The organism is Ramlibacter sp. Leaf400 (genome assembly GCF_001424545.1).
Lineage (GTDB): Bacteria > Pseudomonadota > Gammaproteobacteria > Burkholderiales > Burkholderiaceae_C > Ramlibacter.
On sequence record NZ_LMQL01000012.1, the window covers coordinates 554534 to 579186 of the forward strand.

Consider the following 24653-nt stretch of genomic DNA (forward strand, 5'->3'; position numbering starts at 1 on the left):
CCGCGAAGGCGGGAATCCAGAGCTCCCGCCTTCACCTGCGCGCGACGCGCGCAAGCCCCGGCGCCCGTCTCACGCCACCGCCAGCTCTCCTTCAGCCTCCACCGCCGCAGCCTCCTCGAACGCCCGCCGAAGCCGCTCTTCCTCCCCCTTCGCCTTGCGCACGTTCGCCTCCTTCACGTGCCCGTACCCGCGGATGGCCAGCGCCGCCGAGGCCAGCTCGACCGCCTGCGCGTGGTTGTGCGGCGCCAGCCCCGCGGCGATCGTCCGCAGCAGCGCCTCGTACTCGCCGACCAGGCGGCGTTCCATCCGCCTTTCCTCCGTGTAGCCGAACACGTCCAGCACGGTCCCGCGCAGGAAGCGCAGCCTGGCCATCACCTTGAACACCGGCAGCACCCAGCCGCCGAACTCGCGCTTGACCAGGTGGCCGGTGCGCGGGTCGCGCCGGGCGATCAGCGGCGGCGCCAGGTGGAATCGCAGGCGCGGCGCGGCGCCCTCGAACTGCGCATCGATGTGGGCGCGGAACGCGGCATCGGCGTGCAGCCGCGCCACCTCGTACTCGTCCTTGTAGGCCATCAGCTTGTAGAGCGCCTCGGCGGCGGCCTGCGTCAGCTCGGTGGTGCCGGGGACCGCCTTCTCCTCGGCCCGCCGCAACGCGCCGATGGCGGCGCGGTAGCGCTGCGAATAGGCCGCGTCCTGGTAGGCGGCCAGGCGCTGCCCCCGGTCGGCGATGCGCTCGTCCAGCGTCTGCGGCGCCGGCACCAGCGGCGCCAGCTGCTGCGCGTCGCACAGGCGTCGCACCGCCTGCGGGTCGTGCGCCCAGAGGCGGCCGAGCCGCAGCGCGTGCAGGTTGAAGGCCACCTGTACGCCATTGAGCTCCAGCGCCTGGGTTAGCGCTTCCAGCGAGATCGGCAGCCAGCCCTTCTGCAGCGCGACGCCGACCAGGAAGAAGTTGGCCGCGATCGCGTCGCTGCACAACGCCAGCGCGATGCCGGTGGCATCGACCCATTCGGCATGTCCACTGCCCACGCGGCCGGCGATGCGGCGGGCCAGCAGGGTGGTGTCGATCTTCTCGTCGGGGTTGAACTGCACCGAGGCCATGGGCTGCACGCGTTCGTTGCCGACCACCCGCGTACCCTCGGCCAGCGTTCGGTACACGTCGTCGGCCAGCGCGGCGATCAGGTCGAAGGCCAGCAGCAGGCCGGCCTCGCCGACGCCGACGGTCTGCGTGGGGATCGGCTGCCCGGCGACGGCCAGGCGCACGTGGCTGAGCACCGCGCCATTCTTCTGCGCCATCCCCGTCATGTCATAGACCGAGGCGTTCAGGCCCTGCAGGTGCGCGGCCATGGCCAGCACTGCCGACACCGTGATCACGCCGGTGCCGCCGATGCCCGAAAGCATGATGCCCAGGCCCATGCCGGGCAGGGCGTGCAGGTGCGGCGCGGGCAGGCCGTCGAACAGCGCCGGCGGCACCGCGGCGCGGCCGCGCTTCTTCATCTCCACGCCTTCCACCGTGACGAAAGACGGGCAGAAGCCCTTGGCGCAGGAATAGTCCTTGTTGCAGCTGGACTGGTTGATGCGGCGCTTGCGGCCCAGCACAGTCTCCACCGGCTCGATGGACACGCAGCCGGACTGCACGGCGCAGTCGCCGCAGCCTTCGCACACGGCTTCGTTGATCACCATGCGGCGCGGCGAGTCGGGCAGCTCCTGGCGCTTGCGCCGGCGGCGCTTCTCGGCGGCGCAGGTCTGCTCGTAGACGATGACGGTGCAGCCCGGCACGTCGCGCATCTCGCGCTGCACCGCGTCGAGCTGCGCCCGCGGGTACAGCCGCACGCCTTCGGGCAGCGCGCGCAGCACGTAGCGGGACGGGTCCTCGCTCACCAGGGCCACTCGCTGCGCACCCTCGGCCAGCACCTGGCGCACGACCATCAGCGGGCTGATGGGCCCGTCCACGGGCTGCCCGCCCGTCATCGCCACCGCGTCGTTGTAGAGGATCTTGAAGGTGATGTTCGCCTTCGACGCCACCGCCTGCCGCAATGCGAGCAGGCCCGAGTGGTAGTAGGTGCCGTCGCCCATGTTCTGGAAGACGTGGGGGCGCCTGGTGAAGTGGTGCAGCCCCGCCCAGCCCGCCCCTTCGCCCCCCATGTGCGGGCCCAGCAGCGTGGTGCCGGGCTTGGCCCACATCGCCATGCCGTGGCAGCCGATGCCGCCCAGCGCGATGCTGCCTTCGGGCACCACCGTGGAGGTGTTGTGCGGGCAGCCGGAGCAGAAGAAAGGTAGGCGCTTCGGGCTGGCGTCCAACAGTGGCTGCAGCGAACGCTGCAGCGCCTTCACCGTGGCCAGCCGCTGCTGGGCCTGGGCGTCGAGCCGCCCAGTGCGCCGCAGGCGCTCGGCGATCACCTGCGCCAGCTGCAGCGGCTGCAGCTGCACGTCGGAGGGCAGCTGCTCGAGGCCTTGCTCGTCTCGCTTGCCGGTGATGCGCGGCCGCTGCGCGTCGTTGTAGAACAGGGCGGCGGCCTGCGGCTCCATGAAGGCGGCCTTCTCCTCCACGAAGAAGAGCTCGTCGCAGCCGGCCGCGAACTCGCGCAGCCCCTTGGGCTCCAGCGGCCAGATCATGCCGACCTTGTAGACGTCCAGGCCCAGCGCCTGCGCCCGCGCGGCGTCGATGCCCAGGTAGCGCAGCGCCTGCATCACGTCGCCGTAGCTCTTGCCGGCGGTCACGATGCCCAGCCGCCGCTGCGCGGTGCCGAACTCCGCCCGGTCGATGCGATTGGCGCGGGCGAAGCGCTGCGCCAGCGGCAGCCGCCAGCGCTTGTGGATGATCTCGTCGCGCGCCGGCGCGAACACGCCGCGGTAGTGGATGCCTTCCGGCGGCAGCTCGCCCTTGTCCGGCGTGGCGATGGCGAAGTCCTCCTCCGGCGGCACGGTGGCGGTCTGCTCGATGCTCTCGTTCACCGTCTTGTAGCCCACCCAGCAGCCCGAGTAGCGCGACAGGGCCCAGCCCAGCAGGCCGAAGCGCACCGCCTCGCCCACGTGCGCGGGGTAGAGCACCGGCATCAGGTGGGCCGCCATGGCCTGCTCGCTCTGGTGGGCGACCGTGGACGACTTGCCCGGGTGGTCGTCGCCCATCAGCACCAGGACGCCGCCCTTCGGATGCGTGCCGGACATGTTGCCGTGCTTGAAGACGTCGCCCGAGCGGTCCACGCCGGGGCCCTTGCCGTACCAGAGGCCGAAGACGCCGTCCACGGTGGCGTCCTTCATCACGGCGAGCTGCTGCGTGCCCCACACGGCGGTGGCGGCCAGGTCCTCGTTGACGCCGGGCTGGAACACCACCTGGTGGCCATCGAGCCAAGCGGCCGCGTCCCACATCGCCTGGTCCACGTAGCCCAGCGGCGAGCCGCGGTAGCCGCTGACGAAGCCGGCGGTGGACAGGCCGGCGGCGGCATCGCGCCGGCGCTGCGTGAGCAGCAGCCGCACCAGGGCCTGCGGGCCGCTGACCAGGGCGGGCCGGGACGTGTCGGCGTACTTGTCGTCGAGTGAGACGGTGCGCAGCTGCATGGGTCACCACGTGAGGGAAGGTCGCCCAGTCTGTCAGCGGGGGCGGGGTGGGGGATCGTCCGAACCGACGAGAACGGAATCGTCGCAACGGACGAACCGGGGCCGCCGCCGGGCTTGCAGAATGCCCGCAGGAGAACGCCCATGACCGAGACGCCCCTCGTGCGCTGCGCCATCGCGGACGGCATCGCCACCGTCACGCTGCAGCACCCGGACAAGCCCAACCCCATCACCATGCCGTTGCAGCGCGAGCTGCTGGACACGCTGCGGCGGCTGCACGGCGACACCTCCGTGCGCGCGCTGGTGCTGACGGCCGCGGGCCGCGCCTTCTGCGTGGGCGCGGACCTGGAGGAGATGCAGCAGGCCGCGGCCGCGAACCCCTCGCTGGGCGCGTGGACGGCGGACTTCATGGCCGAACTCACCAACCCCATCGTGCTGGCGCTGCGTGCGCTGCCGGTGCCGGTGGTCTGCGCCGTCAACGGTCCGGCGGCCGGGGCGGGCGCGGGGCTGGCCCTCGCGGCCGACGTGCTGCTGATGGCCCAGTCGTCCTACCTGTACCTGCCCTTCATCCCCAGGCTGGGCATCGTGCCCGACATGGGCAGCACTTGGTTCCTGCCGCGCCGCCTGGGCCGCCAGCGCGCGATGGGGCTGACGCTGCTGGGCGACCGGCTGCCGGCGCAGCAGGCGGTGGACTGGGGCGTGGCCTGGGCCTGCGTGGCCGATGCCTCCCTGGCCGACGAAGCTCTGGGGCTGGCGCGTCGCCTGGCAAAGCTGCCTGCCGGCGCGGCGCTGGAGGCGCGCGCCGCCTACGAAGCCGCGGAAGGCAACGACCTGGCGCAGCAACTCGACTACGAACGTTCGCGCCAGCGCGAGCTGATCGACCGTCCGGCCTTTCGCGAAGGCGTGCAGGCCTTCCTGCAGAAGCGGGACCCGGTCTTCCCGCCGCGGGATTGACGCGCTTGGCCAGCGATTGGATCGGCAGCCTGCTGCAGGCCCGCCGCAGCGGCGCGCCGTTCGGCGTGCATCCTTCCGAGCTGCAGTGCGGCCTGCCCGAGGCCTACGCGCTGCAGCACACCCACCTGCAGCGCGTGCTGCAACAGGACGGCGATGCGGTCCACGGCGCCAAGCTGAGCGTCACCAGCGCGCCCGCGCTGGAGCGGCTGGGGCTCAAGGCGCCGCTGCTGGGCCCCATCCTTCGCGGGCGCAGCCATGCCAGCGGCGTCGTGCTGCCGCGCAGCCGCTTCTTTGCCTGCATCCTGGAAGCGGAGATCGGCTTCGTGCTGGGCGCCGACCTGGACGCGCGCGACGGCGCGCCCCCCCGCGAGGCGGTGGCCGACGCGATCGCCGCCGCATTCCCCTGCATCGAGATCGCCGACAGTCGCTACGCACAGTGGGCCGAGGCGCCGGCCTGCGCCATCGTGGCCGACCTGGCCTATGCCGGCGACTGGGTGCGCGGCACCGACTGCGCCGGTTGGCGCGCGCTGGACCTGCGCACGCTGCCGGTCACGCTCTCGCGCGACGGCGAGGTGATCCGTGAGGGCAGCGGCGACGCCGTGCTGGGCGACCCGCTGCACGCGCTGGCCTTGGCGGCGACCGAAGCTGCCACGCGCGGCGAGGTGCTGCGCGCGGGCACGCTGCTGAGCACCGGCGCCTGCACCGCGCCCTGGCCGGCGCCGGGCGCCGGAAGCTTCGTCGCGGAGTTCGGGCCCCTGGGGTCGGTGACGCTCACCCTCACGTGAAGCCCGCGGCCCCGCCCACCGGCGTGCAGGGCATGCTGCTGCTCACGACGCTGGTGTGGGGGCTCAACCTGCCGGTGCTCAAGTGGCTGACCGGCCACTTCGATTCCGTGCTGCTGTCGGGGCTGCGCATGCTGGCGGCCGTGGTGTCGCTGGCCTGCCTGCTGCCCGGGCGCGCCCTGGTGGCCCGCCTGCAGCCCGCGCAATGGCGCCAGTTGCTGCTGTGCGCGCTGCTGATGGTGTACCTCAACCAGTGGCTGTTCGCCGAGGGCATGCGCCGCAGCAGCGCCACCAATGGCGCGCTGATCACCGCGCTGCACCCGCTGCTGGCGGCGCTGCTCGCCCTGGTGCTGCTGCGCGAGCGGCTCGGCGGACGACGGTTCCTGGGCGTGCTGATCGGGCTGGCCGGCGTGGCGCTGGCGATCCTGAACCGCCCGTCCGCGCAACTGGCCGGCAGCGGCATCGGCGACCTGATGGTGCTGGGTGGCGTGCTGCTGTTCGCCATCGGCGCGGTGGTGGCGCAGCGCCTGCTGGTGCAGGTCGATGCCGTGGTGGTCAGCCTCATCATCCACGCGGTGGGCGCGGCCTGCCTGCTGGTGCACACCGCCATCGCGGCGCTGTGGAACGGCGAGGCACCGCGGGCCGTGGAGGCGGGCTGGCTGTGGGCGGCCGTGCTGCTGTCCGGCGCGCTGTCCACCGGCATGGGCAACCTGATGTGGAACCGCGCCATCGCCGCCATCGGCATGGCGCGCGCCTCCATGTGGCTCTACTGGGTGCCGATCTTCGGCATCGCGTCGGCGGTGGTCTTCCTCGGCGAGCCGCTCACCGGCTGGCACCTGCTGGCGCTGGCCATGGTGCTGGCCGGCACGCGGCTGGGCACCGGGCGCGGCGGCTAGGCCCCGACGACGGCGGAAGCGCCGCCGTCCACCGGCAGCAGCACGCCGGTGATGTGCTTGCCGGCGTCGGACGCGAGCAGCAGCACCGCGCCCTTGAGGCCCTCGTCGTCGCCCACGCGGCGCAGCGGCAGTTGCGCGACGATGGGCTCGATGGTCCCCGGCGCCAGCAGGTGGCGCGCCATGCGGCTGGGAAACACGCCGGGCAGGATCGCATTGACGTTGATGCCGTGCGGCCCCCATTCGCAGGCGAGCGCGCGCGTCAGGCTGGCCACCGCGCCCTTGCTGGCGTGGTACGCGGCGGCCTGCATGCTGCCGCTGCCGCCCAGCGCGGCGATGGAGGAGACGTTGACGATGCGGCCCTGGCCGCGCGGGATCATGCTGCGGCGGGCCACTTCGCGCGACAGCAGGAACACGCCGCGCACGTTGAGGTCCATCACCTTGTCCCAGGCGTCCAGGGGATGGTCCTGCGCCGGCGCGCCCCAGGTGGCGCCGGCGTTGTTGACCAGGATGTCGACGGGGCCGAGCGTGGCCAACGCGTGGTCCACCAGCGCGCCCACCTGGACGTCGTCGCGGCCGTCCGCCGCGAAGGTGTCCACTGCGTGGCCGTCGGCGCGCAGCGTGGCCGCCGCATCGTCCAGGTCGCCCTGCTTGCGCGAGGAGATCAGCACCCGCGCGCCGGCCTCGGCCAGGGCCTGAGCCATCTGCAGGCCCAACCCGCGCGAGCCGCCCGTGACCAGCGCCGTGCGGCCCGTCAGGTCGTGCAGTTGGGAAACGGTGCGGGCAGGGGACAAGGCGACCTCCGGGGGGTTCAGGGATGCGGGCGAGGGTAGTGGTACCCCCGCGGCCCGCAATCGTCCGTTGCGACGAATACGCACGCCCGCGCCACTGCCACCATGGGAGCACCATGGAAACGCGACAACTCGATGCCTTCCTGCGCCGGGAGATCCCCGGCCTGGCCGGGCAGCTGCGGCTGCAGAAGATCGGCGGCGGCCAGTCGAACCCCACCTTCTTCGTCTCATTCGACAACCGCGAGCTGGTGCTGCGCAAGAAGCCCTCGGGCGACGTGCTGCCCTCGGCCCATGCGGTGGACCGCGAGTACCGGGTGATGAAGGCCCTGGCCGCGACCGACCTGCCGGTGCCCCCGGTCCTGCTGTACCACGCGGAGCCGGACGTGATCGGCACGCCCTTCTACGTGATGGAGCGGGTGCCGGGCCGCGTCTTCAACGACAACGCGGCGCCCGGCGTCACGCCTGCCGAGCGGCGCGCGATCTACTTCGCCATGGCGGACACGCTAGCCACGCTCCACGCGGTCGACTGGCGCGCGGCCGGACTGGCGGACTTCGGCAAGCCGGGCGGCTACTTCCAGCGGCAGCTGCGGCGCTGGCAGCAGCAGTGGGAGTTGTCGCGCATCGAGCCGATCCCGGCCATCGACGAGTTGCTGGCCTGGCTGGGTGCGCACCTGCCGGAGGACGACGAGACGGCCATCGCGCACGGCGACTTCAAGCTGAACAACCTCCTGTTCCATCCCACCGAGCCGCGCGTGGTGGCCGTGCTGGACTGGGAACTGTCGACGCTGGGCCATCCGCTGGCCGACGTCGCGTTCAACACGGTGGCCTGGCGCACGCTGCCCTCCGAATACGGCGGCATCCGCGGGCTGGACCTGCAGGCGTTGGGCATCCCGGGCGAGCACGAGTACCTGGCGCACTACTACCGGCGCTCGGGTCGCACCGACCCCGCCCGGCAGGCCACGCCTTTCCACTGGGCCTTCGCGCTGATGCGCTGGTCCGTGATCTTCGCCGGCATCGCGGCGCGTGCCGCGCGTGGCACCGCCGCGTCCGACAACGCCGCCGAAGTCGGCGTGCTGGCCGTGGCCCTGGCCGGCCGCGGGCTCGAGGCCATCGAAACCTGCGTGCCGCAGCTCTGAAAAGAAGGACCTTCCCATGCATTTCCAGTTTCCCGAAGCCACGCAGCAGATGCAGCGCACGCTGCGCCAGTTCATGGACCGGGAGGTGCTGCCGCGCGACGGCGAGTTCGAGCGCATCGCCGCCACCGGCACCTACCCGAGCGAGGTGGTCGAGCCGCTGAAGAAGAAGGCGCGCCAGGCCGGGCTGTGGAACCTGTTCCTGCCGGCGCTGCGCGAAGACGAGCCGGGCACGCGCCTGAGCAACCTGGAGTACGCGCCGCTGGCCGAGATCATCGGCCGCATCCCCTGGGCCTCCGAGGTGTTCAACTGCAACGCGCCCGACACCGGCAACATGGAGCTGCTGCACCTGTTCGCCACGCCGCAGCAGCGCGAGCACTGGCTCAATCCGCTGCTGGACGGCCGCATCCGCTCGTGCTTCTCGATGACCGAGCCGGACGTGGCCTCGTCGGACGCCACCAACATCGAGACGACCATCCGGCGCGATGGCGACTTCTACGTGATCAACGGGCGCAAGTGGTTCACCACCGGCGCGCTGCATCCGAACTGCCGGTTCGCCATCGTGATGGGCGTGACCGACGAGAGCGGGGGGGCGTCGCGCCACCAGCGGCACTCGATGGTGATCGTGCCGCTCGAGGCGCCGGGCCTGCGAGTCGTGCGCAACGTGCCCATCATGCATCACCACGCCCCCGAGGGGCATTGCGAGCTGACGTACACCGACGTGCGCGTGCCGGTGACCAACCTGCTGGGCCGCGAGAACGAAGGTTTCGCCCTGGCGCAGGCGCGCCTGGGCCCGGGGCGAGTGCACCACTGCATGCGCACCATCGGCCAGTGCGAGCTGGCGATGGAGCTGATGTGCGAGCGCGCCCTGTCGCGGCGCGCCTTCGGCAAGCACCTGTCGGACTTCGCCAACGTGCAGGACTGGATCGCCCAGTCGCGCGTGGAGATCGACCAGGCCCGCCTGCTGGTGCTGCAGGCCGCCTGGAAGATGGACAGCTTCGGCAACAAGGCGGCGCACATCGACGTGTCCGCCATCAAGCTGGTGGCCGCGCAGCTGCAGACGCGTGTTCTGGACCGGGCGATGCAGGTGTTCGGCGCGATGGGACTCACGCCCGACACGCCGCTGTCCTATCTCTGGTCCTGGGGGCGCGCGATGCGTTTCCTGGACGGGCCGGATGAGGTCCACCTGCGCAGCGTGGCGCGGGCCGAACTGGCCAAAGCGCGGGAGAATCTGGGGAGCACGGCGGCGTACTACCGCGGGCGCACCAACTCGGGCTAGCGGCGTGCCGTTCTGAACAGCAGAGACTCTCGTCGGATGTTCATCGGCTCGAACTATGGATGGGCCGCTTTGTATTCTGGCGGACCAATTGGCGGACCAATTGGCGGACTGTACGGCCGCTGGTTGGGGGCGCCCGGAGCATTGACCAGGCCGGCAGTCGTCGGTGCCCTCGAGCGCACAGGCTTGCGCTGACGCGCTGAACTCGAATGGTGGGTGAACTGCCCAAACCGCTGCGGCACTTCCCCCACTCGACAGATCAGTTGATCGACCGCGACGGTCGGTGTATCCGCCTCTGCGCGGCAAAGGGCTGGATGAGGTCCTCCGGGGAAAGCGGGCACGGCTGATGCAAGCCACCCGCGGCCTGAGACGGAGCCCATCTCCTGCCAGGCCGCGAAGGCGGCGGCAGAACTGGCGAGCGGGCGGAGATTTCTGGGAGAAGCCAATGATCTCCAGAGACGCTATGAACAGGTCCTCGACCGAGAGGGCCTTGACCGCGATGACCCTGGCGCTGATGCGGTGGCGCCTGGCTCCTTTCACAAAAGTGAAGCATTCGAGCTGGCTTGGCGCCTTGCAGCGGGTCAGCGCGCTTTTCATCGTTGTTCTCGGCCTCCTTGGCGGGGGCATGGCCGCTGCCGCCCCGCCTGCGCCAACGCCGCTCGGTCCCGTCAACGGCGCGAACGTCACGGTTCCCGCCACGATGTCCTGGTCAGCCGTCACCGACCCGAACGGCGCTGCGATCGCCGGCTACAACTGGAGAGTCAGCCCCTCACCGGGCATGGCGCCCCTGGTCTTCGCAGACTCGACGAGCGGAACCACCACGCAGGACACCCTCAGCGGTCTCTTGCCTGCCCTCTATTTCTGGCAGGTCCAGGCGGTGAGCAGCGCGGGCGAACAGAGCGCGTGGTCGCCGCCGCAGAGCTTCAATGTCACCGGGGCCGGCGCCGGCACGCCGGGGACACCCGTGCTCGGGCCCACGCGCGGGTATTCGACCTTCCATCCGTACGAGAGCGTGCATTTCAGCTGGAGCGCCGTTCCAGGTGCCCCGACCTACCGCCTGGAGGTCTCGAGCGATCCCAGCTTCCCGCTGGGCACCCCGGGCGTTGTGACGTTCTGGAACGAGAACATCCGCGCGACCACCGACGGCTTCGTGCACCACCCCAGCCTGGGTGAGGGCATCTTTTATGCGCGCGTCTTCGCCACGGACTCGGATTTCGCCGGAGGCATCCGCAGCTTGCCGTCCAACGTCATCCAGTACTCCGTCTTCTACAACAACCCCATCGGGCCGCCGCCGGTGCTGGTGTCGCCCGTGAATGGCGAGACGCTGACGCTTCCGATCACGCTCAGGTGGGAGCATGTCCCCAACCCGCAGGCCGCGGGCTATGTCTGGGAAGTTGCCAAGGACTCGACGTTCTCGACCATCGAGGCGTTCTACAACCAGAACACCGAGCCGTTCGCCGTCTTGCCGCCGCTCACGCCGGGGCCCAAGTTCTGGCGCGTGCTCTCGCAGCATGGCCTGTCTTCGCTCGATCCACGCACCGGCGCCTCCACCAACGCCAACACCGAATGGTCCGCGACGGGAAGATTCACGGTCAGCGCCGCGCCGCCCGTGCCTGTGGCAATCACGACGGTGGGCGGCGCCCTGCCGCAGTCCGTGTACGGCGGGCCTGGCCGCCATGTCGGTGTCCAGCTCACTGCCGTGGCGCCGACGGGCGGGGCGACGGTCGCCCTGACCAGCTCGAACCCGGGCCTGGTGCCAGTGCCGGCAACGCTCACGGTAGGCGCTGGCTTCGCCGAGAACAGCATTGCGATTCCGATCGGGCAGGTGACCGCCCCGACGCCGGTGGTGCTGACCGCGACGCTCAATGGCGCATCCCTTTCGCGCCAGCTGACCGTGCTGCCGCCGACCCTCAACGACGATCCGCTCCAGTCCGGTCCGACCCGCGCCACGGGCGGCGCAACGATGTCCGGCTATGTGGATCTGGAGGGTGGCGCCTTCCCCGGCGTAGCCCCGGCGGGAGGATTCATCGTGAACCTCTCGACGAACTCTGCGGCTGCCATCGTCCCCAATTCGGTCACCATTCCGGCCGGCTCCATCGGAGCCGGGTTCTCCATCCAGACGAGCCCGGTGCCGACGAGCACGGTGGTCACCGTCACCGCCAGCGCGGGCGGCGTGACGACGCAGTGGCCGATCACGCTGGAACCCGCCGCGGCGCCCACATCGTTCTTCGTCCGGCCGATGTCGACGACCAATGGATCCCAGGGCGTCGTCACCGCCGCGGAGGGCACGGGATTCGACCAGCTTCTGCAGGTGACGAGCAGCAACCCGGCGCTTGCCAGCGTGCCGGCCGTCGTGACGGTTTCCGCCGGCAGCGGTGTCGGCTTCTTCAATATCACCACCGCCCCGGTGACTGCGCAGGCCGTCGTGACGATCTCGGTGTCCGGCGGCGGCGTGACTCGGTCCGTCCCGCTGGCGCTGTATCCCGCCTTGCCGGCGCTGACCTCGCTCACGGTGAACCCGACCAGTGTCGCTGGAGGCAGTTCGGCGACGGGCACCGTCCGGCTGGCGAGCGCCGCGCCGGCCGGCGGGGTCGCGATCAATCTGTGGAGCAACCTTCCCCAGGCGGCCAGCGTGCCGGCGAGCGTCACCGTTCCCTCCGGGGCCACCAGCGCCAGTTTCACGGTGACCACCTTTCCCAGCGCGCTGACGACCGTTCAGCTCTCCGCCGGTCTGGACAGCATGCTTCAGTTCGCGGCGCTCACCGTGGGCCCGTCCGCACCGCCGGCCGGGCCGACGCTCTCGGCAGTGAGCCTCAACCCCGCCAGCGTCACGGGTGGTACGTCTTCGACCGCAAGCGTGACCTTGAGCGGCGCCGCGCCAAGCGGCGGAGCGGTGGTGACGCTGTCCGACAACTCGGCCGCGACCACCGTGCCGTCCAGCGTCACCGTCCCCGCCGGTGCCAGCAGCGCCAGTTTCACGGTCACGACGGCCCCGGTCACGGCCGCGACGGCGGCAACCATCTCCGCGGTCTTCGGCGGCGCAACGCGTACTGCCGCGCTCACGGTGAATCCGCCGACCGCGCCGACGCCGGAGGCGCCATCGGCGCCGACGCTGCTGTCTCCGGCCAACGACGCAAGGCCGGCGCAACCCGTAACCTTCGACTGGAGCGACGTCGCCAACGCGACCAGCTATGAGATCCAGATCGACGATTCCTCGACCATGGCGGCGCCCTTCAGGGCGAGCCGCGTGGTCAACGTCTCCCAGGCGACCATCGACGGCCTGCCCGCGCAACGCTTGTGGTGGCGCGTGCGGGCGCAGAACTCGGCGGGTGTGTTCGGTCCGTTCTCCAGTACGCGGCGCTTCGAGCCGCGGGCGGCCACGACTGCGGCCGTAGCGAGCCTGTCCTCCGTGTCGGTGAACCCCGCCAGCGTGGTCGGCCCGGCCTCTGCGACCGGAACCGCGAGCCTGACTGCAGCGGCACCCTCGGGCGGTGCGTTCGTGGCCCTGGCCAGCGGCAACCCGGCAGTGGCCGGCGTCCCCGCCGGTGTCACCGTGCCGGCGGGTGCCAGCAGCGCCAGTTTCGCCGTCACGACAAGCGCGGTCACGGCCGCGACTGCGGCGACCATCTCCGCCGTGCTTGGCGGTGTCACCAGGACGGCGACGCTCACGGTCAGCCCGCCCAGCACCAGTGTGACCTTGACGGTGAGTGCGAGCGGGCGCAGCGGGGAGCGCATCACATCCAGTCCTGCGGGCATCAATGTCAACGTCGGCAGCAGCGGCTCGGCCTCTTTTGCCACGGGAACGTCGGTCTCGCTGAGCGCCTCGAACGGCCGCGATGTGATCTGGTCCGGTGCTTGCTCCAGCGGCGGCAACAAGACCAGGACCTGCACCTTCACGATCAATGCCAATGCTTCTGTCAGTGCCAACGTGCAGTAGGCGGCAACGCTGAGAACCTCAGCCGCCTGGGGCTTCGTTGTTCCGTCCGGGTTGCAGCTGTCGGCCTGCGCAGGGCCAGCGCATGCTGCATCGCCATCCGGAGCGACCCACGCCCGGAGTCCACCTCTTTCGAACCGGGAGTCGCCCTTGAAGTCGGAGGGCAGATCCGGCCCGTCGGCGAGTGCCGTTCAGCCCGCAGGCGGTTCCGGGTCACGCGGGGCCAGACCGTTCTCGATGAACTTGCGATAGGTCTTGAGCACCGCCGGTGGCACCTTCTTGCCGCGGCCGTGCGTGGTGAGGTGGGTCCGGTAGATGTAGTCGCGCGCCGCGACCAGCAGCTGCGCCAGCGTCGCGAGCTCCGCAACCGAGTACCCCGTGAGGTCGCCCGCGGCGCGTGCGCGCTTCAGGAAGCTGACGTAGCGGCGCGTCACCTCTTCGTGGTGGCGCTGCCAGGCCACCGGCGCCTCCACCTCCGCCTCGTTCAGCAGGCGCCAGAACCAGGGGTTCTCGTGCAGGTACTCCACCACCGCCTTCATGCCCATCTCCTCGCGTTCGAGGAAGCCGTGCACGTCCTCCGACCGCAAGCGGACCTGCTCGAGCATCTGCAGCCCGAAATGCGGAAGCAGTTCGTCGAACAGCGCCTGGCGTGAGGCGAAGTAGAGGTAGAAGGTGCCCTGGGCCAGCCCCGCGTCGGCGGTGATCCGCTGCACCGACGCATCGCGGTAGCCATGGTCGCCGACCACGCGCGCGGCCGAAACCATCAGCTGGTCGCGCACCCGCGCCGCTTTTTCCGCGCGCGCCCGCAGCGCCCCGTCGGAGAGCTTGCGAGCCGGCCGGTCGGCCCCCGGCTCGGTCACTGCCTTGTCTGCCATCGCACTGTTCCCCTGCTCAGCAGCCGCACCGCCGAGGTTCGCCGCTGGTGTTTACCCTAGCGCCGTCCGTCGGCAAACGACCAATAATGAATTCTGAACCACGGTTCATTTTTAAACACCTCGCTCGACCCGGCACTGCGGAATAACCATGATCCCCACCGACCTCCTGGAAGCCGAATCGGCGTTTCGCGCCGAGGTGCGGGATTATTGCGAGCGCGAGCTGCCAGCGCGCGTGCGGGCCAAGGTCCGCGCCGGGCTGTACCTGGAAAAGCAGGACTACCTCGATTTCCTGCACTCCCTGATTCCGCGCGGCTGGGTCGCGGGCCACTGGCCCAAGGCATGGGGCGGCTGCGACTGGACGCCGATGCAGCGGTTCATCTTCGAGGAAGAGTCGGCCGTCGGTGGCGCCCCCTGGCTGATCCCGTTCGGCATCAGCTACGTCGGCCCCGTCATCTTCACCTTCGGCTCCGCGGCGCAGAAGGAGCGCTTCCTGCCTCCGATCCTGGCGAGCACCGAATGGTGGGCCCAGGGCTATTCGGAGCCGGGCGCGGGCTCCGACCTGGCCGCGCTCAAGACCCGCGCCACGCGTGACGGCGACCACTACGTCATCAACGGACAGAAGATCTGGACCAGCTACGTGCAGTGGGCCGACTGGATCTTCCTGCTGGTGCGCACCAGCGAGGAAGCAAGGCGCCAGCAGGGCATCTCCTTCTTGCTGGTGGACATGAAGACGCCCGGCATCACCGTGCGGCCGATCAAGACCATGGACGGCTGCCACCACGTCAACGAAGTGTTCTTCGACGACGTGCGCGTGCCGCTCTCCAGCCTGGTGGGCGAGGAGGGCGGCGGCTGGAAATACGCCAAGTTCCTGCTGAGCAACGAGCGCGTCATCGCCGCCGAGACGGGCAAGTCGATGCGGCAACTCGAGCACTTGAACACGATGGTCGAAGCCGGCGGCGACCGCCCGGATGAACAAGCCGTGTTCCGGCGCAGGATCGCGCAGCTTCAACTCAAGCTTCACGCCCTGCGGGCCTTCTGCCTGCAGGCGGCCCGCCAGATGGATCCGGCCGCGCCCCCCGGCGCCGAGGCCTCGATCATGAAGATCCGCGGCTCCGAGCTGCAGCAGGCGATCGCCGAGGCCACCATGGAATGGCTGGGGCCGCAGGCGCTGGCCTATGACCCGGCCCAGGTGAATGCCGAGCGCGCCGAGAGCCACGCCGGCCCGGCGCAGACGCCCGGCTTCATCCGCGAATACCTGCACGGCCGCGCGGCCACCATCTACGGCGGGTCCAACGAGATCCAGCGCAACATCATTGCCAAGGCGGAGCTCGGACTGTGAAGCGCGACGAATACTTCGACGAGACCGACGCCGCCCTCGCGCAGGCCGCGCAGCGCTACACGCGCGAGCGCCATGCCTTCGACCAGCGCCAGAAGCTGCCTGCCGGCGAGCGGCGATTCAGCGCGTCGGCCTGGAACGAGATGGCCTCCATGGGCTGGCTCGGCGTGGCCATCGGGGAGCAGGAGGGCGGCCTGGGTCTTCGCGTCAGCTCCATCGCGCTGCTTGCCCAGGCGGCCGGCCAGGCGCTCGTGAACGAGCCGCTGTTTTCCTCCGGGTTCATTGCGCCCGACATCGTGATGCGGCATGGGAGCGCCGAACAGCGCGGGCGCTGGCTCGCACCCATGAACGAGGGCGCGGTGCGCGTCGCCTGCGTTTTCGCGCGACCGGCGGTGCCCGTGCAGGTCCACGCGGGCCAGCTGCACGGCCGACAGGACGTGGTGCTGGACGGCGACATCGCCGACGCGCTGCTGGTGCAGGCCGGCGAGGCCGGCGGCCGCCGGTGGTACTGGATCGAGCCGGATGCACCCGGCATGAAGCGAAACACTTATCCGCTGCTGGATGGCCGCGGCGGCGCGACGCTGGAGTTCGAGGGGTGTCGGGGCGAAGCGCTCGACGCCGGCGACAGTCCGCATCCCGCGCTGCTCATGGCGCTCGCCCTGTGCGCCGACGCGGTCGGCGCGATGGAGGCCGCGATGACGCTGACGCTCGACTACATCAAGACTCGTCGGCAATTCGGCGCCGCGATCGGCACCCAGCAAGTCATCCAGCACCGCGCGGTCGACATGTCCATCCGCCTGAGCGAATGCCGCGCCGTGCTGGCGCAGGCGACGCAGTCCCTGCAGGCGCAGCCCGAGTCTGCTGCACGCGACGTGCATGGCGCCAAGGCCTTCGTGGGCGAGCAGTCCAGGCTGATGCTGCAGGAGGCGGTGCAGCTGCACGGCGGCATCGGCATCACCGACGAATACGCACTCAGCCACTACCTGCGCCGGGTCATCGCGGACGACCAGCTCTCCGGCGGCCACGAGCAGCACCTGCGCCAGTTCGCCGCCGCCCTTTCCATCCGCTGAGGTCCCCTGAATGAACTTCGAAGACTACAAGTGCCTTGAATTGCGCCGCGACGGCCGCGTGCTGACGATCGCGCTGAACCGTCCCGAGCAGCGCAACGCCGTGAACGGCCGCCTGCACCTGGAGCTGTCGCGCGTGTTCGAGGACGCGCAGCGCGACCCGGAGAGCGACATCGTCGTCCTCACCGGCAACGGCTCGGCGTTCTGCGCCGGAGGCGACATCGACTGGATGCAGGAGAGCATCGACGACCCCGAGGAATTCGAGCGCACCGCCCGCGAAGGCAAGGACATCGTCTTCTCGCAGCTCGATCTCGAGAAGCCCCTGATCTGCAAGCTCAATGGCCATGCGACCGGCCTGGGCGCCAGCCTCGCGCTGCTGTGCGACATCATCCTGTGCGCCGAGGAAGCCAAGATCGGCGACCCGCACGTGAGCGTCGGCCTGGTCGCAGGGGACGGCGGCGCGTTCATCTGGCCGCAGATCGTCGGGTACGCCAAGGCCAAGAAGTACCTGCTCACCGGTGAGTTGATGACGGCGACCCAGGCCGAACGCATCGGCCTCGTGACCGAGGTGATGCCGCGCGCCGAACTCGACGCCGCCGTCGATGCGCTTGCCCGCAAGCTGGCGGCGGGCGCGACCCGCGCGATCCGCTGGAGCAAGGTCGCCACCAACCTGCCACTGAAGGCGCTCTTCCACGCGCACTTCGACGCTGGCATCGCGTACGAGTGCCTGTCCAACCGCACCGCCGATCACGCCGAGGCGGTCAAGGCATTCCGCGAGAAACGCAAACCCGTATTCACCGGCCACTGAACCCGATCAACAAAGAGAGTCGAACGATGAGCCAACTCAACCGCAGACATGTCCTCCAGTACGGCGCTGTCGCCGCCTCCAGCCTCGCCTTGCCCGGCCTCTCGCGGGCCCAGGGCGGGCCGCTGAAGATCGGCCTCATCACGCCGCTGTCCGGGCCGCAGGAGTTCATCGGCACCTACGTCAAGAACGGCGCGGAAGTCGCCGTCGACCAGATCAACAAGGCCGGCGGCATCCTGGGCCGGCAGGTCGCACTGGAGATCCGCGACGACAAGGCCAACCCTGCCGCGGCACTGGCTGCCGCGCGCGAGTTGCTCGGCGCCGGCGTCAACCTGCACATCGGCGGCATCTCCAGCGCGGTGGTGCTGGCGCTGGTGCCGGTGATGCAGCAGGAGAACGGCGTGCACATCACCTGCGGCGCCGGCACCGAGAAGATGAACCATGAGGCCTACTCGGCCAACATGTTCCGCGCCGGCGACAGCCCCGACGCGCGCGGCCGGGCCCAGGCCAAGCTGATGGCCGAGAAGTACCCGAACATCACGCGCTGGACCGGCCTGATCCCGGACCACGAGTACGGACGCACCACCTGGGGCATCTTCGTCGACGGCCTGCTCGAGTTCTACCCGCAGGTCGCCAGGAAGAAGCCCGAGATCCTGGAGCCGATCCTGATGCCCTACGGCGTCTCCGACTACCGCAACGCGATCACCGCGGCGCTGCGCCAGCAGGCCGACGGCTGCTACAACTCGACCTACGGCGGCGACGCCATCACCATGTTCCAGCAGGCGCGCGGCTTCGGCCTGATGCAGCGCTACAAGGTGGTCTGCGATTCGGCCAACGAATTCCTCGTCGCCCGCGGCCTCAAGCAGCAACTGCCGCCCCAGTGGACCGGCATGCACTACTACCCGGCCGGCAACAAGAACCCGATGAGCGAGCGCTTCGTCGCCGACTACCTGGCCAAGACCAGGGACAACGAGCCGCTCGGCTGGGCCGGCGAGGCGCACGCCGCCATCTACGCGCTCAAGACCGCGATCGAGAAGGGCAAGTCGGCCGACACCAAGGCCGTCATCGCCAACCTCAAGGGCCTGACCTGGGACACCGTCACCGGCCCGCGCCACATGCGCGCCGAAGACAACCAGGCCGTCAAGGACGTGGAACTGGTCTACATCGAGCCGGCCCAGACCGAGAAGGGCTACGCCGTCACGCAGTACGTGAAGGTCGACGGCAAGGCCGCGATCCTGCCGCCGCTGCCCGGCCAGAAGCTCAAGCTGCGCACCGCCTGAGTTGCCCGGGATGCAAGCGGCCGACATCGCCACGCTCCTTGTCAACAGCCTGACCTGGGCCATGGCCACCTTCCTGGTGGCCGCCGGCCTGACGCTGGTGTTCGGCACGCTGCACATCCTGAATTTCTCGCACGGCGGGTTCTTCATGATCGGCGCCTATGCGGCGTTCTCGCTCGCGCAGTGGATCGGCGCCAGCGACTCGATCGCGCTCTACCTGTTCGGGTCGCTGGCGGCCGGCGTGCTGGTCGCCGTGCTCGGACTGATCGTCGATCGGCTCGTGCTGCGGCGGCTGGCCGGCGTGGAGGACGCGTACATCCTGATCGCGACCTATGCGTTGCTGCTGGTCTGCGAAGGCTCGACCAAGCTGGTGTGGGGCCTGAAATACCACAGCGTGATGCCGCCGACGGTGCTCGATGGCGCATGGGTGATGGGCTCGGCGGTCGTGCCGCGGCTGTCGCTGTTCATCATCGCCTCGGGCCTGGTCGTCTTCGTGGCACTGGAGGTCTTCCTCAACCGGACCAAGGCGGGACGGCTGGTGAAGGCCATTGCGGCCGATCCGTGGATGGCGGCCCTGCTGGGCGTCAACGTGCGGCGCGTCTACACGGCAACCGTCGCCCTCGGCTTCGCCCTGGCCGGCCTGGCCGGCGGCTTGCTGGTGTCCAACCAGGCCCTCTCGCCCTCGCTGGCGAGCGCCTTCGTGATCTATGCCTTCGGCGTGATCATCGTCGGCGGCATGGGGAGCATCAGCGGCGCGTTCTTCGGCTCCATCCTGCTCGGGCTGATCGACGCCATCGGCCAGTGGGTGTTGCCGGGCCTGCCCGGCCTGCCATTCTTCGTCGCGATGACGCTGATCCTGCTGCTGCGGCCGCAGGGCCTGATGGGACGCAAGCACTGATGGAACACCGAAGCAGTTTTCTCGGCGGGCCGGCCCGGCGCGACTGGATCGTGCTGGCGGTGGTGATGGCGCTCGGCCTGCTGGTGCCCAGCGTGCTCAATCGCGGCCTGATCTTCATCGCCGGCCTGGTCTGGATCAACGCGGTGTTCGGCCTGAGCTTCAACCTGCTGTTCGGCCTGTCGGGCGTGCTCAGTTTCGGCCAGGCCATGTTCTTCGCGGCCGGCGCCTATGCGGCTGCCGTGTTCACCCAGTCGCTGGGCTGGCCGTTCCTGCCGGCGTGGATCATGGCCGCGGCCGCCGGCGGCTTGCTCGCAGCAGTGGTCGGCGCTGTCGCCCTTCGGCGCAGCGAAGGCGTCTACTTCGCCATCCTCACGCTCTCCTTTGCCGAGTTGCTGCACCTGCTGATCACCAACACCGGCATGCTGGGCCGCAACGACGGGCTGAGCGGACTGGCGCGCCCCGTGTTGTCCCTGGGCGCCGCGCGGCTGGACCTGGGGCAGGGCGACAATTTCTACTACTTCATCGTCATCGCCTGCGGCGCCATGATCGCCGCCATCCGCTTCGTCATCGGCACCGCCTTCGGACGCGCGCTGCAGGCCCTCAAGCAGGATCCGGAGCGGGCCGAGTTCCTGGGCATCCCGGTGCGCCTGCACCGGCTCGTGATCTTCACGATCGCCGGGATGATGACGGCCGCTGCCGGTGCGCTGGTCGCGCCCTGGGCCCAGATCGTGACGCCGGAACTCGCGCACTGGTCCAACTCGACCAACCCGATCCTCTACACGCTGCTGGGCGGCAGCGCCTATTTCTGGGGCCCTGCGCTCGGCGCCGTGCTGCTGTCCGCCGTGTTCTATGTGACGCGAACGCTGGTCGGGGTGTCGGACCTCGTGACGGGCCTGCTGCTGCTCTCGGTGGTGCTCGCCATGCCAGGCGGTGTGCTGGGCTTGCTGGCGCGCATGACGCGCGGAAAGGGCAGGCCATGAGCGGCGCATTGCTGGAAGCAAGCGGGCTGCGCAAGTCGTACGGCCGCATCGCGGTGCTGCACGACGTCAGCCTGACCATCGGCGCCGACGAGTCGCACGTGGTGATCGGCCCCAACGGCGCGGGCAAGACGACGCTGTTCAAGGTGCTCACCGGCGAGCTGCTGGCCAACCAGGGCCGGGTCGTGTTCCAGGGCGAGGACGTCAGCCGCCTGCCCGCCCACAAGCGCGTGCACCGCGGCTTCGGCCGCACCTTCCAGGTGGCGCGGGTGTTCGGCAAGCTCGACGTGCAGGACAACCTGCGGCTCGCGCTCGAAGCGCGCACGCGCCGCGGAAATCCGCTCGCTTCCGTCAGCAGGGAGGTGGCCGGCGCGCTCGCCCAGCGGATGGAGCAGCTGCTGGTCGACACCGGCCTGGAGCGCCACCGTCGCGCGCTGTCCGGCTCCCTCGCCTATGGCGACCGCAAGCGGCTGGAGCTGGCGATGGTGCTGGCGCTCGAGCCCGCCGTGCTGTTCCTGGACGAGCCCACGGCAGGGATGTCGGCTGCCGAACGGCAGGCCACGGTGCAGATGCTGCTGCGCGTGAAGCAGCAACGCCGCGTCTCGATGTTGCTGACCGAGCACGACATGGACGTGGTGTTCGGCCTGGCCGACCGCATCTCGGTGCTGCACTACGGCAAGCTGATCGCATCGGGCACGCCGGCCGAGATCCGCGCCGACGCCCGCGTGAAGGAGGTCTATCTTGGCGACGAGGGCAGCCATGCTTGAAGTGCGCAATCTCCAGGCGCGCTATGGCGACATCCGCGCGCTGTTCGGCATCGACATGAGCGTGGCGGCAGGTGCCGGCGTCGCGCTGCTGGGGCGCAATGGCGCCGGCAAGTCCACGCTCATGAAGGCACTGCTCGATGCGGGACCGGCCTGCAGCGGCGAGATCGTGCTGGGCGGCCGCTCGCTCACCGGGGTTCCGACGCGTGGCCGCGCCCGCCTGGGCCTGGCCCTGGTGCCGGAAGACCGCCGCATCTTCAGCAGCCTGAGCGTGCGGCAGAACCTGGAGCTGGCGCATCACGCGCTGGAAGGCCGGCGCGTGATGGACATCGAGCAGGTCTGCCGCCTTTTCCCGCTGTTGCCCGACCTCCTGGACCGGATGGGCGACCAGCTCTCCGGCGGCCAGCAGCAGCTGGTGGCCGTGGCCCGCGGCCTGATGGCGTCGCCGACCCTGCTGCTGCTCGACGAGCCTGCCGAGGGGCTGGCGCCCAGGCTGGCCATGGATCTCGCGCACGAAGTGAAGCGGGCGCGCGAGCAGCTCGGGCTCACGGTGCTGGTGGCCGAGCAGAGCATCGCCTACGCGCGCCAGTGCACCGAGTACGTCTATCTCCTGGACAGCGGAACCGTGGTGTTCCAGGGCGACTGGGCCGCGTTCGATGCGCAGCCCGAACTCAAGGCCCGCTACCTCGCCGTGTAGCGCCTTCATGCAGGACGACGACATGCGACACGACATCAGCGGCTTCGAAGTTCGTTGGGATGAGGCGCAGGCCCGGCGCTGGAAGGAAGGCGGGGAGTGGGCCGAGCTCACCATCGCCGACCGCGCGCGGCGGCTGGCGGAGCGGTCGCCGGACTTCGTGACGCACGTCTGCGGCGATCTGGCGCTGACGGCCGGACAGGCCTGGGAGCAATCCGGACGACTCGCGGCCGCCTTGTGGAGCAAGGGCTTTCGCGCGGGCGACCGTCTCGCCTTCGAGACGCCCAACTGGCACGAGGCGGTGCTGATCGACCTCGCGGCCTGCAGGCTCGGCCTGGTGATCGTGCCGATCGTGCCGATCTACCGCGACAAGGAAGTGCAGCTGATCCTGCAGGACAGCCAAGCCAAGGGCATTTTCATCGCGCAGGAGTTCCGCGGCTTCGACTATGCGCAGATGATGGCGCGCCTGAGCCCCTCGCTGCCCGGGCTGCAGCATGTGTGGACCGTCCGCGGAGCGGACGGCACGGGCAGCGACCTGCGCGACCTCCTCGCGCAGGCGCCGCCGCTGCCCGAGCTGCCGCTGGTCTCGCCCGACGCGATCAAGCTGATGCTGTACACCTCGGGCACCACCGGCCGCCCCAAGGCCGTGCTCCACAGCCACAACACGCTCGCGCGCTCCACCTTCATGGCCAGCCGGCATTGGGGCCTGCGGCCCGGCGACACGACCCTGATGCCCTCGCCGGTGACCCATGTCACCGGGTACACCTACGGCATCGAGTTTCCGTTCTTCGAAGGCACCTGCTGCGTCCTGATGGACAAATGGGACGCGGCGCAGGCCGCGGACCTCATCGAGCGCCACGGCATCTGCTTCACGCTGTGCGCGACGCCCTTCCTGCAGGAGTTGCTGGACCTGGCCCAGCAGCAGGGCAGGCGCCTGCCCAGCATGCGGACCTTTCCTTGCGGCGGCGCGGCCGTACCGCCGGAGCTGATCCACCGCGTGGCCCGGGTTCTGGAGAACTGCCGCGCCTTCCGCGTCTACGGCTCGAGCGAGGCGCCGGTGATCACGCTCGGCTTTGTCCAGCCGCAGCAGGCCAGGCTGGCCGCCGAGACCGATGGCACGGAGATCGACTACGAGGTGGTGCTGCTCGACGCCGGCGGCGAGCCGGTGGCGCCGGGCGCGGAGGGCGAGATCTGCGCGCGCGGCCCCGGCCTGTTCCTCGGCTATGCGAACGCGGCGGACACGGCCGCCTCCTTCGATCGTTCCGGTTTCTTCCACACCGGCGACGTCGGCATCCGCACGCCCGAAGGCGCGATCGTCTTCACCGGACGCATCAAGGACCTGATCAACCGCGGCGGCGAGAAGATCAGCGCCAAGGAAGTGGAGGACCTGCTGCACGAGCATCCGGGCGTGCTGCAGGCGGCGGTGGTCGCGATGCCGCACGCCCGCCTTGGCGAGACCGTTTGCGCCTACCTGATCGCCCAGCCGGGCGCCGACGTGTCGCTCCAGGCCGTGAGCAGGACGCTGGCTGCGGCCGGCGTGGCCCGCCAGAAATTCCCTGAAAAGCTCATCGTCGTCGATGAGTTTCCCAAGACGGCTTCCGGCAAGATCAAGAAAGACCTGCTGCGCAAGGACGTCAGAGATCGACTGCAACAGGAGACATCCGCATGAAGACATTCGACCGCCGAACGGCATTCGCCGCGCTGGCCCTGGCCTGCCTCGTCCCCGTTCACGCCGCTGCGCAGGCCGACTGGCCGGCCAAGCCGATCAAGCTGATCGTGGGCTTCACGCCGGGCGGCTCGACCGACCTGGCGGCCCGCATCCTGGCGCAGCACCTGGGCGAACGGCTGGGCCAGCAAGTGGTGGTGGAGAACAAGCCCGGCGCCAGTGGCAACATCGCGACCGACTTCGTGGCCAAGGCCTCCCCGGACGGGTACACGCTGATGCTGTGCACCATCCCGACCCATGCGATCAACCCGCACCTGTTCAAGAACCTGCCGTTCAACCACATCAAGGATTTCGCGCCGGTGTCGCTGGTCGCGATGCTGCCCAACATCATCGCGGCCAACCCCCAGTTCCCCGCCAACAACGTCAAGGAACTGGTCGCGCTGCTCAAGGCCAATCCAGGCAAGTACAACTTCGCAGCGGTTCCGGGCGGCTCGCCGCACCTGACGGCGGAGGTGTTCAAGGACACCGCTGGCGTGCAGATGCAACTGGTCGGCTACAAGGGCGCGAGCCCCGCCATCACCGACGTGATCGCCGGCCACGTGCCGCTGGTGTTCGAGAACGTCGCGCCGACCATGGCCTTCATCAAGAGCGGCAAGCTCAAGCCGATCGCGGTCACCTCCCCGAGCCGCCTCGCCGGCCTCGAAGACGTGCCGACCGTCGCCGAGTCGGGCTACCCGAGTTTCGCCATCGAGGGCTGGAGCGGCGTGGTGGCGCCGGCGGGCACACCGGCGCCGATCGTCGCCAGGCTCAACGCGGAGATCCGCAAGTCGCTCGACACGCCCGAGCTGAAGGCGCGCTTCGCGCAGCTGAACCTGCGTCCGCGCGCCACGTCGCCGCAGGAGTTCGCCACCTTCATCCAGGAGCAGACCGACTACTGGGGCAAGGTGATCAATCGCATCGGACTGAAGCTGGACTGAGC

Annotated in this window: 19 protein-coding genes; 16 read left to right on the forward strand and 3 right to left on the reverse strand. The window is 70.0% G+C overall.

Features of this window, described 5'->3' with window-relative positions:
• Window positions 1-69: 69 nt before the first annotated feature.
• Entirely contained in the window at window positions 70-3555 is a 3486-nt protein-coding gene (locus ASG30_RS18340) for an indolepyruvate ferredoxin oxidoreductase family protein (RefSeq protein WP_055900040.1), read from the reverse strand.
• A gap of 141 nt (window positions 3556-3696) precedes the next feature.
• On the opposite strand from ASG30_RS18340, the gene ASG30_RS18345 reads away from it, so the two are divergent.
• From ASG30_RS18345 to ASG30_RS18355, 3 genes are read left to right on the forward strand one after another with little or no spacing between them, the layout of a single operon-like run.
• Window positions 3697-4506: an enoyl-CoA hydratase-related protein gene (locus tag ASG30_RS18345; RefSeq protein ID WP_055900043.1), complete on the forward strand. Its 810-nt coding sequence runs from the start codon at window positions 3697-3699 to the stop codon at window positions 4504-4506.
• 5 nt (window positions 4507-4511) lie between these two features.
• A complete protein-coding gene (locus ASG30_RS18350; protein WP_162243755.1) occupies window positions 4512-5291 on the forward strand; it encodes a 2-keto-4-pentenoate hydratase in 780 nt (259 codons plus the stop codon).
• Window positions 5288-6184: a DMT family transporter gene (locus tag ASG30_RS18355; RefSeq protein WP_055900049.1), complete on the forward strand. Its 897-nt coding sequence runs from the start codon at window positions 5288-5290 to the stop codon at window positions 6182-6184. The genes ASG30_RS18350 and ASG30_RS18355 overlap by 4 nt, the downstream gene beginning before the upstream one ends.
• On the opposite strand, the gene ASG30_RS18360 is transcribed toward ASG30_RS18355, so the two are convergent.
• Window positions 6181-6975, reverse strand: coding sequence for an SDR family oxidoreductase (locus ASG30_RS18360; RefSeq protein ID WP_055900052.1), 795 nt, complete (start codon window positions 6973-6975; stop codon window positions 6181-6183). The genes ASG30_RS18355 and ASG30_RS18360 overlap by 4 nt on opposite strands.
• 113 nt (window positions 6976-7088) lie before the next feature.
• Here ASG30_RS18360 and ASG30_RS18365 point away from each other — a divergent pair, with 113 nt between their 5' ends.
• The 3 genes from ASG30_RS18365 to ASG30_RS18375 all read left to right on the forward strand — a co-directional run bounded on the left by ASG30_RS18365 (window position 7089) and on the right by ASG30_RS18375 (window position 13318).
• A complete protein-coding gene (locus ASG30_RS18365; RefSeq protein WP_055900056.1) occupies window positions 7089-8108 on the forward strand; it encodes a phosphotransferase family protein in 1020 nt (339 codons plus the stop codon).
• A 16-nt stretch (window positions 8109-8124) separates the two neighbouring features.
• Window positions 8125-9384 (forward strand): acyl-CoA dehydrogenase family protein, encoded by a 1260-nt coding sequence (locus ASG30_RS18370; RefSeq protein WP_055900059.1) that lies wholly within the window; start codon window positions 8125-8127, stop codon window positions 9382-9384.
• A gap of 487 nt (window positions 9385-9871) precedes the next feature.
• A complete protein-coding gene (locus ASG30_RS18375; RefSeq protein WP_156385607.1) occupies window positions 9872-13318 on the forward strand; it encodes a hypothetical protein in 3447 nt (1148 codons plus the stop codon).
• Between the two features lie 188 nt (window positions 13319-13506).
• Here the strand turns inward: ASG30_RS18375 and ASG30_RS18380 are convergent, their stop codons facing one another.
• Complete coding sequence (locus ASG30_RS18380; RefSeq protein ID WP_082522183.1) at window positions 13507-14190, reverse strand: TetR/AcrR family transcriptional regulator; 684 nt, start codon at window positions 14188-14190, stop codon at window positions 13507-13509.
• Window positions 14191-14338: 148 nt separating this feature from the next.
• Between ASG30_RS18380 and ASG30_RS18385 the strand changes: the two genes are divergently transcribed.
• From ASG30_RS18385 to ASG30_RS18430, 10 genes are read left to right on the forward strand one after another with little or no spacing between them, the layout of a single operon-like run.
• Window positions 14339-15529 (forward strand): acyl-CoA dehydrogenase family protein, encoded by a 1191-nt coding sequence (locus tag ASG30_RS18385; protein ID WP_055900068.1) that lies wholly within the window; start codon window positions 14339-14341, stop codon window positions 15527-15529.
• On the forward strand, window positions 15526-16596 hold the full coding sequence (locus ASG30_RS18390; RefSeq protein WP_055900071.1) for an acyl-CoA dehydrogenase family protein: 1071 nt from the start codon (window positions 15526-15528) through the stop codon (window positions 16594-16596). The genes ASG30_RS18385 and ASG30_RS18390 overlap by 4 nt, the downstream gene beginning before the upstream one ends.
• Before the next feature lie 10 nt (window positions 16597-16606).
• Entirely contained in the window at window positions 16607-17401 is a 795-nt protein-coding gene (locus ASG30_RS18395; RefSeq protein ID WP_055900074.1) for an enoyl-CoA hydratase/isomerase family protein, read from the forward strand.
• Between the two features lie 26 nt (window positions 17402-17427).
• The gene (locus tag ASG30_RS18400; protein ID WP_055900077.1) at window positions 17428-18678 is read left to right on the forward strand and encodes an ABC transporter substrate-binding protein; all 1251 of its coding nucleotides are present in this window, start codon (window positions 17428-17430) and stop codon (window positions 18676-18678) included.
• Window positions 18679-18688: 10 nt separating this feature from the next.
• Complete coding sequence (locus tag ASG30_RS18405) at window positions 18689-19573, forward strand: branched-chain amino acid ABC transporter permease (RefSeq protein WP_055900080.1); 885 nt, start codon at window positions 18689-18691, stop codon at window positions 19571-19573.
• A complete protein-coding gene (locus ASG30_RS18410) occupies window positions 19573-20553 on the forward strand; it encodes a branched-chain amino acid ABC transporter permease (RefSeq protein WP_055900083.1) in 981 nt (326 codons plus the stop codon). The genes ASG30_RS18405 and ASG30_RS18410 overlap by 1 nt, the downstream gene beginning before the upstream one ends.
• Entirely contained in the window at window positions 20550-21317 is a 768-nt protein-coding gene (locus ASG30_RS18415; protein ID WP_082522184.1) for an ABC transporter ATP-binding protein, read from the forward strand. The genes ASG30_RS18410 and ASG30_RS18415 overlap by 4 nt, the downstream gene beginning before the upstream one ends.
• Window positions 21310-22011 carry an ABC transporter ATP-binding protein gene (locus ASG30_RS18420; protein WP_055900088.1) on the forward strand — a complete coding sequence of 234 codons (702 nt, stop codon included), beginning with the start codon at window positions 21310-21312 and terminating at the stop codon, window positions 22009-22011. The genes ASG30_RS18415 and ASG30_RS18420 overlap by 8 nt, the downstream gene beginning before the upstream one ends.
• A 22-nt stretch (window positions 22012-22033) precedes the next feature.
• Window positions 22034-23677, forward strand: coding sequence for an AMP-binding protein (locus ASG30_RS18425; RefSeq protein ID WP_055900238.1), 1644 nt, complete (start codon window positions 22034-22036; stop codon window positions 23675-23677).
• Window positions 23674-24651, forward strand: a complete 978-nt coding sequence (locus ASG30_RS18430) for a Bug family tripartite tricarboxylate transporter substrate binding protein (RefSeq protein ID WP_055900091.1) — start codon at window positions 23674-23676, stop codon at window positions 24649-24651. Before ASG30_RS18425 ends, ASG30_RS18430 begins: the two co-directional genes overlap by 4 nt.
• The last annotated feature ends 2 nt before the right edge of the window (window positions 24652-24653 follow it).

What these genes read in the sequence shown, in the direction of transcription:
- ASG30_RS18340 (WP_055900040.1), bottom strand. Translation starts at nt 3,555, where the DNA reads ATGCAGCTGCGCACCGTCTCACTCGACGACAAGTACGCCGACACGTCC.
- ASG30_RS18345 (WP_055900043.1), top strand. Translation starts at nt 3,697, where the DNA reads ATGACCGAGACGCCCCTCGTGCGCTGCGCCATCGCGGACGGCATCGCC.
- ASG30_RS18365 (WP_055900056.1), top strand. Translation starts at nt 7,089, where the DNA reads ATGGAAACGCGACAACTCGATGCCTTCCTGCGCCGGGAGATCCCCGGC.
- ASG30_RS18370 (WP_055900059.1), top strand. Translation starts at nt 8,125, where the DNA reads ATGCATTTCCAGTTTCCCGAAGCCACGCAGCAGATGCAGCGCACGCTG.
- ASG30_RS18380 (WP_082522183.1), bottom strand. Translation starts at nt 14,190, where the DNA reads ATGGCAGACAAGGCAGTGACCGAGCCGGGGGCCGACCGGCCGGCTCGC.
- ASG30_RS18385 (WP_055900068.1), top strand. Translation starts at nt 14,339, where the DNA reads ATGATCCCCACCGACCTCCTGGAAGCCGAATCGGCGTTTCGCGCCGAG.
- ASG30_RS18395 (WP_055900074.1), top strand. Translation starts at nt 16,607, where the DNA reads ATGAACTTCGAAGACTACAAGTGCCTTGAATTGCGCCGCGACGGCCGC.
- ASG30_RS18400 (WP_055900077.1), top strand. Translation starts at nt 17,428, where the DNA reads ATGAGCCAACTCAACCGCAGACATGTCCTCCAGTACGGCGCTGTCGCC.
- ASG30_RS18405 (WP_055900080.1), top strand. Translation starts at nt 18,689, where the DNA reads ATGCAAGCGGCCGACATCGCCACGCTCCTTGTCAACAGCCTGACCTGG.
- ASG30_RS18410 (WP_055900083.1), top strand. Translation starts at nt 19,573, where the DNA reads ATGGAACACCGAAGCAGTTTTCTCGGCGGGCCGGCCCGGCGCGACTGG.
- ASG30_RS18415 (WP_082522184.1), top strand. Translation starts at nt 20,550, where the DNA reads ATGAGCGGCGCATTGCTGGAAGCAAGCGGGCTGCGCAAGTCGTACGGC.
- ASG30_RS18420 (WP_055900088.1), top strand. Translation starts at nt 21,310, where the DNA reads ATGCTTGAAGTGCGCAATCTCCAGGCGCGCTATGGCGACATCCGCGCG.
- ASG30_RS18425 (WP_055900238.1), top strand. Translation starts at nt 22,034, where the DNA reads ATGCGACACGACATCAGCGGCTTCGAAGTTCGTTGGGATGAGGCGCAG.
- ASG30_RS18430 (WP_055900091.1), top strand. Translation starts at nt 23,674, where the DNA reads ATGAAGACATTCGACCGCCGAACGGCATTCGCCGCGCTGGCCCTGGCC.